General features: G+C 39.9%; 8 protein-coding genes and 1 riboswitch. Of the genes, 3 read left to right on the top strand and 5 right to left on the bottom strand.

Translation table 11 applies throughout. The annotated features are described in order from the left end of the window. Positions 1-42: 42 nt before the first annotated feature. The 4 genes from rnr to ACQY77_RS04295 form a co-directional block, all read right to left on the bottom strand. Entirely contained in the window at positions 43-2,175 is a 2,133-nt protein-coding gene (gene rnr, locus ACQY77_RS04310; RefSeq protein ID WP_421939215.1) for a ribonuclease R, read from the bottom strand. 92 nt (positions 2,176-2,267) lie between these two features. Further along, positions 2,268-3,302, bottom strand: a complete 1,035-nt coding sequence (locus ACQY77_RS04305; protein WP_421939216.1) for a sialidase family protein — start codon at positions 3,300-3,302, stop codon at positions 2,268-2,270. Positions 3,303-3,310: 8 nt separating this feature from the next. Then, positions 3,311-5,014: an ABC transporter ATP-binding protein gene (locus ACQY77_RS04300; RefSeq protein ID WP_421939217.1), complete on the bottom strand. Its 1,704-nt coding sequence runs from the start codon at positions 5,012-5,014 to the stop codon at positions 3,311-3,313. Next, positions 5,014-5,727, bottom strand: a complete 714-nt coding sequence (locus ACQY77_RS04295; protein WP_421939218.1) for a 3'-5' exonuclease — start codon at positions 5,725-5,727, stop codon at positions 5,014-5,016. The genes ACQY77_RS04300 and ACQY77_RS04295 overlap by 1 nt, the downstream gene beginning before the upstream one ends. A 134-nt stretch (positions 5,728-5,861) precedes the next feature. On the opposite strand from ACQY77_RS04295, the gene ACQY77_RS04290 reads away from it, so the two are divergent. After that, a complete protein-coding gene (locus ACQY77_RS04290; RefSeq protein WP_421939219.1) occupies positions 5,862-6,365 on the top strand; it encodes a DUF1579 domain-containing protein in 504 nt (167 codons plus the stop codon). Between the two features lie 538 nt (positions 6,366-6,903). Here ACQY77_RS04290 and ACQY77_RS04285 read toward each other — a convergent pair. Beyond that, positions 6,904-7,800: a DUF72 domain-containing protein gene (locus ACQY77_RS04285; protein WP_421939220.1), complete on the bottom strand. Its 897-nt coding sequence runs from the start codon at positions 7,798-7,800 to the stop codon at positions 6,904-6,906. 210 nt (positions 7,801-8,010) lie between these two features. Further along, positions 8,011-8,110: riboswitch (SAM riboswitch) on the top strand. A gap of 283 nt (positions 8,111-8,393) precedes the next feature. On the opposite strand from ACQY77_RS04285, the gene ACQY77_RS04280 reads away from it, so the two are divergent. Next, on the top strand, positions 8,394-11,579 hold the full coding sequence (locus ACQY77_RS04280) for a SusC/RagA family TonB-linked outer membrane protein (RefSeq protein WP_421939221.1): 3,186 nt from the start codon (positions 8,394-8,396) through the stop codon (positions 11,577-11,579). A 10-nt stretch (positions 11,580-11,589) separates the two neighbouring features. Beyond that, on the top strand, positions 11,590-13,023 hold the full coding sequence (locus ACQY77_RS04275; RefSeq protein ID WP_421939222.1) for a SusD/RagB family nutrient-binding outer membrane lipoprotein: 1,434 nt from the start codon (positions 11,590-11,592) through the stop codon (positions 13,021-13,023). The last annotated feature ends 39 nt before the right edge of the window (positions 13,024-13,062 follow it).

Genomic DNA, 13,062 nt, shown 5'->3' with positions numbered 1-13,062 from the left:
TTAATTCTTAAGGTACTGTATTGAGCCGCAAATATCTGATTTTTAATTTTGAATCAGCGTAAAATCTATCTGACGTTTAGAAAGATCTACTTTTTTTACACTAATCATCACTTCATCGCCCAATTGGTATTTTTTCTTCTTTCTCTGGCCTACAATGCAGTAGTTTTTCTCATCTAGTACATAAAAATCATCAGATATATCGCGTAAACGTACCATGCCTTCGCATTTATTCTCTTCAATTTCCACGTACATGCCCCACTCGGTAACGCCAGAAATAATTCCTTTATATTTTGTGCCGATATTGTGTTCCAGATATTCGGCTTGTTTATACTTAATGGATGCCCTTTCAGCTTCTGCTGCTCTTTTCTCCATGGCTGAGGCATGAACGCAGGCAACTTCGTAAGCTTCCGCATCGGCTGATTTTCCGCCGTCTAAATAGCTTTGTAAAAGCCTGTGTGCCATTACATCGGGGTATCGGCGGATAGGAGAGGTAAAGTGCGTGTAATAATCAAAAGCTAAGCCATAATGGCTTGTTTTCTTGGTAGAATAAATGGCTTTTGCCATCGAACGGATCGCCAGAGAGGTGAGTATATTTTGTTCCTTTTTACCCTCTACATCAGTCATTAAATAGTTTAATGATTTGGCTATTTCTTTATCCGATTTAGTGTTTATTTTATAACCAAAACGAGAGGCGAAAATAGCAAATGTATTTAGGGTCTCCATATTTGGAGAGTCGTGCACCCGATAAACGAAAGTTAATTTATTTTTACCCTTTACTTTTTTTGCAATGTATTCGGCAACCTTACGGTTGGCTAAAAGCATATAATCTTCAATGAGTTTGTGGGCGTCTTTACGCTCTTTTACATAAACGCCGATGGGTTTACCACTTTCATCCAGCTTGAATTTAACTTCCGTACTTTCAAAACTAATTGCACCATTTTTAAACTTACGGTCGCGTAAGATATAAGCCAATTCATTGAGTTTTAATATTTCCTGAGCATGATCGCCAGCTTTATTTTCGATTACTTCCTGGGCTTCTTCATAACTAAATCTTCTGTCAGAATGGATAACTGTTCTACCAAACCATTCCGATTGTATATTGGCATCATCATCTAACTCAAAAACAGCGGCAAAGCACAACTTGTCTTCGTGTGGACGTAATGAACATACACCATTACTTAAGCGCTCTGGAAGCATAGGGATTACCCTGTCTACCAGATAAACAGAGGTTGCCCTGCTGTACGCTTCTTTATCTAAATCAGTTCCCTGGATTACATAATGAGAAACATCGGCAATGTGAACGCCTATTTCATGGTTTCCATTGGGTAACTTTTGATAAGATATCGCATCATCAAAATCTTTGGCATCCGCCGGGTCGATAGTAAAGGTAAGAACCTTTCTAAAATCTTTACGTTTAGCAATTTCCTCCGCCGGAATTTCTTCCGGAATGGCATTGGCCTGTTTCTCTACCTGTGGCGGAAATTCTAAAGGGAAACCATACTGCGCCAGGATGGCGTTCATTTCGGTATTGTTTTCGCCCTGGTTACCTAAAACGTGTTTAACTACACCAATAGGATTTTTAGCACCTTCGGGCCAATCGGCTAAATTAACCAATACCCTTTGGCCGTTTTTTGCCCCATGAATATCACCAAGGGGAACAAAAATATCGTGCATCATTTTTTTATCGTCGGCAATGACAAAAGCGAAACGATCGGATACTTTAATTACGCCAGTGAAATCAGATTTTGCTCTTTTAATGATCTCAACAACCTCTCCATCATTTTTTCGGCCACTCTTTTTGGCAAAAACGTAAACCTTAACGGTATCTCCATGGAGTGCGTTTTTCAGCTTACGTGGCGCAACAAAAACATCTTTTTCAAATTCATCCTCAGGAACTATGTAAGCAGAACCATCAGCCGTCATATCAACAGTACCGATGATAAAGTTCTTCAGTTCTTTCAGTTTATACTTTCCTTTTTCAGGTTCTAAGAAAATGCCTGTTTGTTTACCTTCTTTTAAAATCTCCAGAATGGTTTCGCGAGACTCCTGGTCAGTGAGGTTCAGTTTAGATGAAACCTGTTTGTAATTGAGGAGTTGATTACTGTTTTTCTCAAAAATATCACTAACCAGTTGATTCAGAACTAATTTTATATTGGACGATTTTTTCTTTGCCATAAGCTTAAACGAATTTACCGAATATACAGAAAAGATGTAAAAACGCCTGTTTTTAGCCGTTAAAATGTGATCTGTATGATATCTTAAACAGGTTAATTCAGATCCAGTTTAAAGAATTTTATTTTTCTGCGTAAAGCGGTATAGCTCAGGTAAACAGCGCCATCAGAACCCTGAATGATTGCCGGATAACTGTATTCGCCACTTTCATTATTTTCAAAAGTATAAATGTCTTTCCAGGATTTCCCATCTGGTGAAATGGCTAATTTTAAAACGGAACGACCTTCCCACCAGTTTTTTCCTGCCGAGAGTGGATTATAGATTAAAAGCTGTCTGCCATCCTGTAAGGTAACTGCATCGCTCCCAGAATTTGGGTTTGGCAGCGATGTTGCTTTCAGTTTTGACCAGGATTTTCCCTTATCTTTCGACCAGCTTTCTACAATTACGTTTTGCCTGCTGCGACAGAGGATTTGTAATTTACCACCTGGGTAGGTCAGAATTGAAGGTTGGATCACACCAAATGTATCGCAATTTATGGCGATCTTTTTCCAGTTATACCCCTTGCTATCTGTTTGCTCCAAATGTACTTTCCACACTTTTTCGTCTAAACTTTCTGTACTTGATGGATAAAGAATGTTCCCGTTTGCAAGTTGAACGGGCTTATTTTTAATCGGCCCCAAGAAATCTTTTGGAAGCTTTTGTGCTGCTGACCACGTTTTACCGTTGTTTTTGGATATTTTGTAAACTGCCCACCATTCGCGTGGGTTAGGGCCAATTTTATAGTGTAAGTAAAGTGTACCATCCTTCGCTTTAAATAAAACCGGGTTCCAGCAAGGATATCTGAGTGTATCATTTACTATTCCATCTGCAACCTGAGATGGAGCAGACCATTTTCCTCTCTTATTTATTGCCGTCCAGATGGAAACATCTTTGTTGCCTTCATGCTTACCACCAAACCAGGCTGCCATGATTTCACCATCTTTAAGTTCAACCAGCGTAGATGCATGGCAGGCTTCAAAAGGAGCCTGATCAAAGATGTATTCAGCCTTAATGATTTTAACTTCAAGAGGGTGTTGTGCAAATGCAAATAAATGAAAGATTGTGCAAAAAAGGAGTAAGGTATATTTCATAGCAGCAACTAACTTTTAGGAATAGCGTCTATCAATTTTTGAGTGTAAGCTGCTTTAGGAGCATAGAAAATTTGTTCTGGAAAACCCTCTTCTTCAATTTTCCCTTTATTCATAACTATAATTCGATCGGAGATATGTTTGACTACAGCCAGATCATGGGAAATGAAGATATAAGTGAGTCCGAATTCTTTTTGAAGGTCTTTAAGCAGATTTAAAACCTGTGCCTGCACGGATACATCCAGGGCAGATACAGATTCATCGCAGATGATGAATTTAGGTTGCAGGGCGAGTGCTCTTGCAATTACTACACGCTGTCTTTGCCCGCCGCTAAATTCATGTGGATAACGGTTAAAGTGCTCTTCTTTTAAACCTACTTTATCTAAAAGCTCCAGTACCTTTTTCTTGCGTATGGCATCATTTTGATAAAGCTGATGCACTACCAATGGCTCCATGATGGATTGCCCCACACTGATTTTGGGATTTAAAGAAGCGTAAGGGTCTTGAAATATGATCTGTATGTCTTTACGAAGATTTCTCAGCGTAGCTTTACCAGTATGCGTTATGTTTTCTCCATTGAAATTGATTTCTCCGGAGCTAGGCTCGATTAATCTTAATATGGTTCGGCCGAGTGTTGTCTTTCCACAGCCCGATTCGCCAACCAGCCCTAATGTTTCGCCCGGATAAACCTCAAAGTTCAAATTATCAACCGCTTTCACGAAATCTTTTGGCTTACCAAATAAACCATTATTGATGGGATACCATTTACATAGGTTTTTAACAGACAGCAATGGCTTTTGTTGATATAAAAAAGTGCGTCTTTCTTCAATTTCGAACGCTGTGATCTGATTCTCGGGTTTTAAATGAGCAGATGCGTCATCAATTTTTCCGGTGAGGAAATCGGCAACAACAGGTAGTTTTTTGAGTTGAAGCAGGGGGGAAGGGCGGCAAGCCAGCAAGCCTTTGGTATAAGGATGCTGAGGGTTTTCGAAAATAGATTTTGCCGGCCCCTGCTCCACAATTTCTCCCTTTAGCATGACGGCTACCTCATCGGCAATCTCATTTACTACACCTAAATCGTGTGAAATGAAAATCATGGCCATGTTCCGTTCTGTTTTCAGCTTAAGTAAAAGTTGCAGGATGGTTTTTTGAACCGTAACATCTAAGGCAGTAGTGGGCTCATCGGCAATTAGGAGTTTCGGGTTGCAGCTCAATGCCATGGCAATCATCACACGTTGTTTCTGTCCTCCAGAAATCTGATGCGGGTAGCTATCAAATATTTTTTCAGGACGTGGAAGCTTAACCTCTTCAAAAAGGGCAATTGTTTTAGCTTTAGCTTCAGATTTACTAACTTTTTGATGTAATACGATGGCTTCTGCCACTTGATTTCCGCAAGTGAAAACTGGGTTTAGGGAAGTCATGGGTTCCTGGAAGATCATGGAAATCTGGTTTCCCCTAAAGTTTCTGATCTCTTCGCTACTTAATTTGAGCAGGCTAACCTGTTCGAAATTGATATTACCGGTAATTTTTGCAGCGCGCTCATCATGTAAACGCATGATAGAAAAGGACGTTACTGATTTGCCAGAACCTGATTCTCCAACGATACCCAGAACACTACCTGTTTTTACTTCGAAGTGGATGTTTTTTACGGCTTTGAACCAGGTTTTTTCTTCCTGATTGAAAAAGTCTATGCTTAAATTGTCTACATTCAACATTAGGATACAATGGTAATGTTTTCTGGCGGAATTATTTCCAATCCTTTGAATTTTAACAAAACCTGTGCGGTTGTAACAACGTCTTTCTGACAATAAACCACAATCCGATCCAAATTTTGCTCTTCGTAGTAAACTTGCCGTACCTGACTGCCATCAATATCATCTTTTGGTGTTGGAATGTTAAATATTGCTGCTAAAAGGCTTAAAGAAGTGTAGTGTTTGTAATCGCCAAATTTCCAAAGCTCCATGGTGTCGAGGTGGTTTACTTCCCAGGGTTTTTTACCCGCAAGCTGTAATTGAACCGGGATATCCAGGCCATTAACCAGTAATCTGCGACAGAGGTATGGAAAGTCAAATTCTTTGCCGTTATGCGCACAGAAACATAATCCCGGACTTTGCTTATTCATTAATGCCTGAAATTGTTGAAGGATTTCTTTCTCGTTATGCCCGGCAAATGATTTTACCCGTAATTCATTTGTGCCATTATGAATATTAAAAATACCCAGACTGATGCAAATAATTTTACCGAATTCAGCGAAAATACCTGCTCTTTCGTAAAATTCATCCGGATCCTGATCTTCTTTTCGTTGGTGATGGGTTTTCTGCTCCCAGAGGTGTTGCAGGTGAGGTGGGAGTTCGCTGTAGTGTGGATATTGAGGTACTGTTTCAATATCAAGCACCATTACTTGATTGAGATCTAACGTTCTAAGCATACAACAAGATAAGGAAAAATTAGTGCTGAGTCAAGGACGAACCGGCAAGGGTAAGACTCGTTTTAATGTTCAGTGTTTTCTCTTCTCCATTGTAGATCACTTTTATCATCAAGCAATTTTCATTAAGTTTGAATATGGCAAAAAGTAAATTAGAGCAGTCTTTAGCAGATGGCGCACATAAATTGTTAACGGGTTTAGTTGGGGCATGGACAGGAACAACCAAAACATGGTTTGAAAAGGACGTACTGGCAGACGAATCACCAATGACTGCCGAGATCTCCACACTTTATGATGGACGCTTTATCTCCTATGATTATCAAGGTAGTTTGGAAGGGAAAGCTTTTGAAGGTAAGATGATTATTGGTTTTGATATTCCTTACCAGAGGTTTTCGGCCAGCTGGATTGACACTTTTCACATGGGTACACAAATTATGCTTTCCAGCGGAGATAGTGGCTTGATTGGGCATGACGGTTTCGCTATTTTAGGTTCGTACGGAAGTCCGGAGTATGGAGCACCATGGGGCTGGAGAACGGAATTGAAAATTGTTAATGCTGATGAAATTATTTTTACAGCTTATAATATTTCGCCGGAAGGAGAAGATGCGAAGGCTACTGAAACGGTTTACAGTAGAAAGTAGGAGGTCCGAGGTCGGGTGTCCGAAAATAAAAAGCAGAAAAGATAAATTGTTTAATTACTTAATTGCCTTAGATGCCTCAGGTGGTTAAATAAAAAGCCGATGGGCTTCCGGTCTTGATACCTGATACTAAATACTTGATACTAAAAAAAGTCCGAGGTCGGAGGTCCGGAGTCCGAGGCCTATAGTGCATACCAAGTCGCCAAACAAGCTTAGTTGCCTTGGGTGAGTAATTGAAAGCCGAAACTAAAGCGAATAACATGAACTCCCAGTCTTGATACTTTATACTCAATACTTGCTACTAAAAAAAGTTCAAGGTCGGAGGTCCGGAGTCCGAGGCCTATAGTGCATACCAAGTCGCCAAACAAGCTTAGTTGCCTTGGGTGAGTAATTGAAAGCCGAAACTAAAGCGAATAATATGAACTCCCAGTCTTGATACTTTATACTCAATACTTGATACTAAAGAACAAAGATAAAGCGCAGTAACCTGCCTGGTTCCCTGTCTTGATACTTGCTACTAACTACTTTCTACTAACAGCTACTAAAACAAACTCGGTGTGCTCTGATTAGCCATTACCGGAATATGTAAATCTGTGCCGATGGCTTCATTTAGTTTTTTGGTGAAATAGGCAGAAAATAGCGGAGAAGATAGCTCTACATTTTGGTGAACAAAAAAGTATAGTTTTTCCAATCCTTCTTTTTTCCAGGCAACAATTCTTTCAATCCAATCGTCTAAGCGTTTTTTATCGATATCGTCTACGTTAGCGCCAACGAAGCGTACAAATGCAACAGGAGAGGTTAAACGCATGTGTAACATATCTCTTCGCCCTGCTGTATCTACAATAATATTGGCTACGCCATGTTTTTCAAAAAGATCTGAAAACTGGCTTGCTACGGCAGGATTGGAAAACCATTCTTCGTTACGTACTTCTACCGCTAAAGGGATCACCTTTGGAAATTCTTCAACCACTTTTTGTAAACGTTCAAAATCTTTAGGTTTAAAATTGTCGTGCAATTGAAGGAAGGCCATTCCTAACTTATCCTCAAAATTACTGATGGCATCGCAATATAGTTCCACCGGCTCTTTCACATTGATCAATCTTTTGAAATGGCTGATACTATTGGTTAGCTTAGGGAAAAATTTAAAGTCAGCCGGGGTTTTCTCTGTCCATGTAATTACTTGCTCTGAAGTTGGCATGCCGTAAAAAGTAGCATTAAGCTCAATAGAATTGAATTGGGTAGAATAGTAAGTCAACTCATCTTTGGTCCCCTTTGGATAAAAGCCCTTTAAATCAGTTTTGTTCCACTTGGCACAACCTACATAAGCTTCGAAAGCTTGTTTGGCTTTGTTGGCTTTTAAAATCGCTGTGGTTTCAGGTGCATCCTTTGGTAAGGTGAAATCAATTGTTGAAGGATCTTGTACTTGGCCAAATTTCATATCTAAAGTTTTTAACGGATTGAATGATGATCAAAGATAAAAGGCTTTCCGGCAAATTCTTCGAAAACCGGAAAAAATTAAATAATTCGCTTAATATAGGCAGCAGGAAATAACAGAGAAATGTCAGGATTTATTTATTTTAAAATAATTACTATTAAAAAGGTAGATATTATATACATTTGCCGAACCAAAATCGGTAGTTCTTTAGATTACTTATCCAGAAAGACGGAGGGAAAGGCCCTGTGAAGTCTTAGCAACCCCAGCAATGGTAGGTGCTAATTCCTGCTTCTGCAAAGAAGAGAGATAAAAAGTTTGCTATTCGCAGCTTATCAACTAAGGATTTTCGATTAACATGAAGTAACTAGTGAGCCAGATTTTGTAATTATTAATTTTATTATGAAAAATTTATCTACCCCTAGTACACTAAATGCCTCTTTATCAGTACATGCTGTTAAAACACCACTTTCTTCAACGCTAGTCATGTGTTGCTGCTTTAACTAGCAGACCCCCGATTTCATTTTCACATTTAAGGAGTACCTGTTTTAACAACGGGCAGGAATTCTATTGCATTAAAAATCATTAACTAACGAGCAATGTTTAAAAACAAACTATTAATTTTCAGTCTTTTTTGGCTGTTTACCATTTTTAACCTTTCTGCACAAGGGCAGGGTAAATTAAATGGAACTGTTGTGGGTAAAACTGACGGATTGCCCATTCCGGGTGTAAGTATTCGTATTCAAGGGAAATCGGCAGGCGCCATTACTGATGGTAACGGCCAGTTTAATATCGATGCGACCACAGGTGATGTGCTTACTTTTAGCTATATCGGTTATTTAACACAGACTTTAAAAGTAAGCGGAAGCAATAAAATACAGGTTAGCCTGGAAGAATCTAAAAATAACCTTCAGGAAGTTGTGGTAACGGCCTTAGGAATCAATAAGGAAAAAAAATCGCTGGGTTATGCCATTCAGGAAGTGAAAGGATCGGACCTTGCCGAAGCCAAAGAAAGTAATCTGGTTAATGCCTTAGCAGGTAAAGTTGCGGGTGTAAACATCACCAATAGTCAGGGGAATATGGGTTCTTCCCGAATAGTGATCAGGGGCGAAACTTCGATATCAGGCAATAACCAACCCTTATTTGTTGTGGATGGTGTTCCGGTAGATAACTCACAGTTAGGTGCAGGTGGCTCAAGAGATTTTGCCAATGCAATATCAGATATCAATTCTGAAGATATTGAGTCAATCAGTGTTTTAAAAGGACCAAATGCTGCGGCCTTGTATGGTTCGAGGGCAGCAAACGGAGTTATCCTCATCAAAACCAAATCAGGTAAAAGAGGAAAATCGCGCAGCATTTCATTAAACTCGAGTACTACTTTCGAAGATTTGCTGGTACTTCCTTCTTATCAGGATGTTTATGGACAGGGTTCTAACGGACAGTTTAGCTATGTTGATGGAAAAGGCGGAGGTGTTAACGATGGGGTAGATGAGAGCTGGGGACCTAAAATGGATGGTCGTTTAATACCTCAATTCAATTCTAATGGTGTGGCTGTACCTTTTGTACCGCATCCGGACAACGTAAGAAGCTTTTTCGAAACTGGTCATACTTTGAATAATGGTGTTTCATTTAGTGGAGGTGGCGAGGCCTACAATTATCGTTTTTCTTATAACAACAGTGCACAAAAAGGTGTGGTACCCAATTCTGAATTGAATAAAAACAGTTTAGGTTTTAACAGTAGTTTCGACCTTTTACCAAAATTAAAACTGGATTTAACGGCAAATTATGTGCGTACTTCTTCTGATAATCTTCCCGGATCGGCAGGAAGAAGAGCCACCAGTACCATGCTGCAGTTCTTATGGTTCGGCAGGCAGGTAGATGTAGCAGCATTAAAGGATTACAAAGATGCCAATGGAAACACATTTAACTGGAACAACAGCTATTACAGCAATCCTTATTTTATTGCGTACGAAAATACGGTTTCTCAACGTCGTGATCGCCTTTTGGGTACTGTAGGTTTAACTTATCAGATTACAAGTGATTTGAAAGCTAATTTCCACACCGGTAATGATTATTACAACGACCGTCGTAAATTAAGAGTAGCCTATGGCACCAACGGAACACCATTTGGCTCTTACCAGGAAACCGGCTATACCGTAAATGAAAACAATACTGAAGCCAGTTTAAGCTTCAACAAGCGTCTCAACGCTGATTTTAATCTCGATGTTTTAGCCGGGGGTAACCTTCGCAGTAAATTTTACGAAGAGAATAACCAGATTGCCCCACGCCTGGCAGTAGCAGGAATTTACACCCTGGCCAATTCGAGGGATCCTTTAACTTCTACCAATTTCTACAGCAAGTTGAAAGTATACAGTTTATTTTCTTCGGCACAGTTAGGTTTTAAAGATTATGCGTATCTGAATTTAACGGCCCGTAACGACTGGTCTTCTACTTTACCTGTTCAGAACAATTCATACTTCTATCCTTCAGCTAATGCCAGTGTTATTTTGAGTGAAGCTTTTGGCTGGAAAAGCGACTTTTTATCTTATGCCAAAATTCGTGGCGGTTGGTCGAGGGTAGGTAAGGATACAGATCCATATCAGTTGAACAATACCTATCCATTTAACCCGATTTTTGATAGCTATCCTTTAGTTACCCTAACGGATAAGTACCTTAACCCTAACCTTAAACCTGAATATACCAATTCGAGCGAGATTGGTTTTGAGTTGGCTTTTCTTAAAAATCGTGTTCGTTTAGATGTAAGTGCATATAACACAAATAGCTTTAACCAGATTTACAGTGCAGATATCAGTACTGCTACCGGTTTTGCACAGCAGGTAATTAATGCCGGAAGGATCAATAACCGTGGTTTAGAGGTTCAGTTAGGACTTACGCCTGTTAAACAAACTGATGGTTTACAATGGGATGTAAACGTAAACTATTCTACAAACAGAGGTAAAGTTATGGAATTGGATGAAGCTGGATCACTGAACAGTGTGGTTTTGGGTACCAGTGGCGTTCAGGTTTTGGCTACTATAGGCCAACGCTATGGCACTTTGTTTGGAACAGCTTATCTGCGTGATGCGAATGGCCACGTGATTGTGAATGCCAGCGGATACCCTCAGGTAAATCCAAACAAGCAGGTATTAGGCGCTTATACACCAAAATGGCTGGGAAGTATCAATAACGATTTCAGCTATAAGGGATTTACTTTAGGTTTCCTGGTAGATGCTAAAGTAGGCGGACAAATTTACTCGGGAACACATGCTACCGGTTTTACCACTGGCGTTTTAGATGAAACTTTGCCGGGTAGGGATGAAGAGCATGGAGGGTTAGCTTATTATTATCCTGGTAACAATAAAGCCTTGTTGCCTGTTCAGCTTCCTTCGCACGGTAGCACAGCGCCAGGTTCTGCCACAGTTTACCACGATGGGGTTATCTTCGATGGTGTACGTGCAGATGGTACCAGAAATACGAGTATTCTTTCGGCCCAACAATATTATAAATCTATTGCAAACGTAAATGAAGCGCATGTTTTTAGTGCTACAGCGATTCGTTTAAGAGAGGTAAGTTTAGGCTACAATTTGCCAAAAAACTGGATTTCTAAAATTGGATTAGCCAATGCAAGGTTTACCTTAATTGGCCGTAACCTTTGGATCATCCATAAAAATGTGCCAAACATCGATCCGGAAACCGCTTTTGCAACAGATAATGCGCAGGGTTTAGAATCTCTGCAATTGCCCACTACCAGAAGCTATGGTTTTAACCTTAATCTAACTTTTTAATCCTGAAATCATGACTAATAAAAAATATATCATTGCTTTAACACTTTCGGTATTCAGTTTGGCAGCCTGCAAAAAGGACTTGCAGGACACCAACAAAAATCCAAATGAAGCAGAAACCGCACAGCCCGATTATTTACTGGCTAATGCCATTAAAAGTGCTGCCGATAATTATTACAGTACCTCTAATACTATGGATGCCAGTTTGTTGTTTGTTCAGCACTGGTCTAAAATCCAGTATACAGACGCAGATCGATATATCTTTACCAACAGTAGTTTTGAGAGTGGCTGGAAAAGTTATTACACGCAAAGTTTGGCCGACTTAAACGCACTGATTGCCACCGCTGAAAAATCGGGTAATCCAAATTATAAAGCAGTAGCCTTAACTTTGCGTAGCTGGGTGTTTTCTTTATTAACAGATGCTTATGGAAATATTCCTTATTCAGATGCGCTGGATATTAATAAACTGAATCCCAAATATGATGATCAACGTACAGTTTATCTTGGGCTTATTGCCGATTTGAAAACTGCCTTATCTACCTATACTACTACCGGAAATGCCATTGCTGGTGATCCTGTTTTCACAGGAAATATTAACAGGTGGAGAAAATTTGCTAACGCTTTACGTTTCCGTTTAGCCTTGCGCATTGCCGATCGGGAACCTGTGCTGGCTAAACAAGTAATTACCGAAGTATTGGCAGATCCGGCAGGTCTTTTAACAGAAGAGGCTGAAACCGCAAAGCTAACTTACTTCACTTCTCCTAATCAAAATCCGATTGCCAAGATCTTTGAAACCCGGGATGATTACCGCATTTCTAAAACTACTGTTGATAAACTAAAATCGCTTAGCGACCCACGTTTGCCTGTATATGCCAATAAAACGGCAACTGCCACACCAGAAGTTTATGTGGGGATTCCCAATGGTTTAACTACCGGTGATGCAGCGAACTTAGGTTTTGCCAAAACTTCCAAGCCAGGCGATTTCTTTACCAAAGCTACAGCACCAGCCATCATTTTGAGTTACTCAGAAAGTTTATTCGATCGTGCTGAGGCTGCGGCAAGAGGTTTTACCACTGAAAATGCTGCAAGTTTATATCAACAAGGGATTACTGTTTCACTACAATATTATGGCGTAGATGCAACAGCTATTCAAACCTATCTGGCTCAGCCAGCAGTAGCTTACAATGCTGCCAATTTCAAGAAATCTATTGGAGAGCAAAAATGGATCGCTCTGTTTGGCCAGGGATTAGAGGCTTATGCCGAGTGGAGAAGATTAGATTACCCACAGTTACAGCCTGCAGTTGCAGGGGTATTGGATGGAAAAATTCCTTTACGCTTTATTTACCCTGGTAGCGAGCAAGCTTTGAATAAAAGTAGCTACAGCGATGCCGTTGCGAAACAAGGTGCAGATGTGTTAACCACAAGGTTGTGGTTTGATGTTAACTAATCGTCCAATCATTTGAAACACAAAAAAACCGGATCAATT

Source organism: Pedobacter sp., assembly GCF_965279535.1.
Classification (GTDB): Bacteria; Bacteroidota; Bacteroidia; order Sphingobacteriales; family Sphingobacteriaceae; genus Pedobacter.
Note: the sequence above shows the minus strand (reverse complement) of the source record. Positions and strands in the feature narration are given on the sequence as shown.

What these genes read in the sequence shown, in the direction of transcription:
- ACQY77_RS04275 (WP_421939222.1), top strand. Translation starts at nt 11,590, where the DNA reads ATGACTAATAAAAAATATATCATTGCTTTAACACTTTCGGTATTCAGT.
- ACQY77_RS04300 (WP_421939217.1), bottom strand. Translation starts at nt 5,014, where the DNA reads ATGTTGAATGTAGACAATTTAAGCATAGACTTTTTCAATCAGGAAGAA.
- ACQY77_RS04305 (WP_421939216.1), bottom strand. Translation starts at nt 3,302, where the DNA reads ATGAAATATACCTTACTCCTTTTTTGCACAATCTTTCATTTATTTGCA.
- rnr (WP_421939215.1), bottom strand. Translation starts at nt 2,175, where the DNA reads ATGGCAAAGAAAAAATCGTCCAATATAAAATTAGTTCTGAATCAACTG.
- ACQY77_RS04285 (WP_421939220.1), bottom strand. Translation starts at nt 7,800, where the DNA reads ATGAAATTTGGCCAAGTACAAGATCCTTCAACAATTGATTTCACCTTA.
- ACQY77_RS04295 (WP_421939218.1), bottom strand. Translation starts at nt 5,727, where the DNA reads ATGCTTAGAACGTTAGATCTCAATCAAGTAATGGTGCTTGATATTGAA.
- ACQY77_RS04290 (WP_421939219.1), top strand. Translation starts at nt 5,862, where the DNA reads ATGGCAAAAAGTAAATTAGAGCAGTCTTTAGCAGATGGCGCACATAAA.
- ACQY77_RS04280 (WP_421939221.1), top strand. Translation starts at nt 8,394, where the DNA reads ATGTTTAAAAACAAACTATTAATTTTCAGTCTTTTTTGGCTGTTTACC.